Origin of the sequence: Xenorhabdus littoralis (assembly GCF_033949345.1) — a bacterium.
GTDB classification, from domain to species: Bacteria; Pseudomonadota; Gammaproteobacteria; order Enterobacterales; family Enterobacteriaceae; genus Xenorhabdus; species Xenorhabdus littoralis.
Genome location: NZ_VCDP01000185.1, coordinates 1 through 1,149, shown reverse-complemented (window position 1 = coordinate 1,149; position 1,149 = coordinate 1). Strand labels below are relative to the sequence as shown.

Here is a 1,149-nt window from a genome sequence, read left to right as displayed (position 1 = left end):
TTTTACTTTTTATGTTAGAAATTTTTATCCGGCAGGTTAATTTATTGTACACATTCATCAATGAAATTAATTAACCAATTAGATGAAATTTTCGTCTGATTTTGGCGGAATATGGGGGAATTAGCGGAGTATGCGCGAGAATTCAGGCAAAAATAAAGATGGCAGGAACAGTCAACGGTTTGACTCCTTTATGCCTAACCGTTAATATCTTTTTCTACAAAAACGATCCATCGCCTGTCAGGATCGCCTTCGGGTGGCGAAGTAAAACTCCTGTAGCCTGAAAGGGAGAGCAAGAATGCGGTACATCTGTGCACCTTTGGAAACAGGTATTGTCAGACATAAACCCCTTGTCTAACGATGAAGGTTTTTTAAACTAAAAAAGACCCCAAAAGGGTGATTTTATACTGTTATCTAAGTGCATTAAACGCTGAATCATGCACTTCACGCCAGACCACAAATTTATTCTGATACACCACATTCATACTGCCACGATTACTGTTTGAAATATTCAGCAGACAACTTTTCTGCACCCAAATAATTAACGCATAGCTTCCATTTGACACTTCACCTTACGGTGCTTGCTGTGCCTGCTGGCATTTCAACGTTCGCACGACTTTTGCTGATTGTTTGCGGATTTAAGGCGTCACTTTTTGCCGGTTTACCGCTGAAAGTGACGCCGCAGCAAAAGGACACCCTGACAATGACAGGCTCACGCCTGCTTAACCACACAGTGCATCTGACACTGCATTCTATAGATTGGAAAATCATCAAAAGCAACTGTCTTGACCAACAAAATTACGGAGTAACCTGACGATATCGAGGCTGGCACTTTGCCGGTGGGGATGACCTGTTAATACAGGCGGCAGTACCGCGTACTCAACCGATACCCCGCAATACCTCAACACGCGTTCACTCTGGCGCACAGATATCCGTCAGGGGCAAAGCCGGTATTTCCTGCTTTGCCCGCCCTGTCGCGCGCCAGAGATCGCATATTGAAAGGTTGAGTAAGGAGAAATCGATGAGTCGATTGATTAAGGAATTAAAGTTTTTTGCCCGTCAGGGTGGTGGCAGCCATAAAACCTGTCATGACCGCATTCGGATTGCGGGGCGTTTAGGCGCGTTGTTATTAAGTCTGAATATTCAGGTTAA

Annotated in this window: 2 protein-coding genes; both read left to right on the top strand. The window is 44.1% G+C overall.

Features of this window, described 5'->3' with window-relative positions:
* The first annotated feature begins 583 nt into the window (after window positions 1-583).
* Complete coding sequence (locus tag FE394_RS19145; protein WP_319927907.1) at window positions 584-811, top strand: hypothetical protein; 228 nt, start codon at window positions 584-586, stop codon at window positions 809-811.
* Window positions 812-1,018: 207 nt separating this feature from the next.
* Window positions 1,019-1,149, top strand: a 131-nt coding sequence (locus tag FE394_RS19140; protein ID WP_319927570.1) for a phage integrase N-terminal domain-containing protein, incomplete at its 3' end; no start/stop codon positions are given.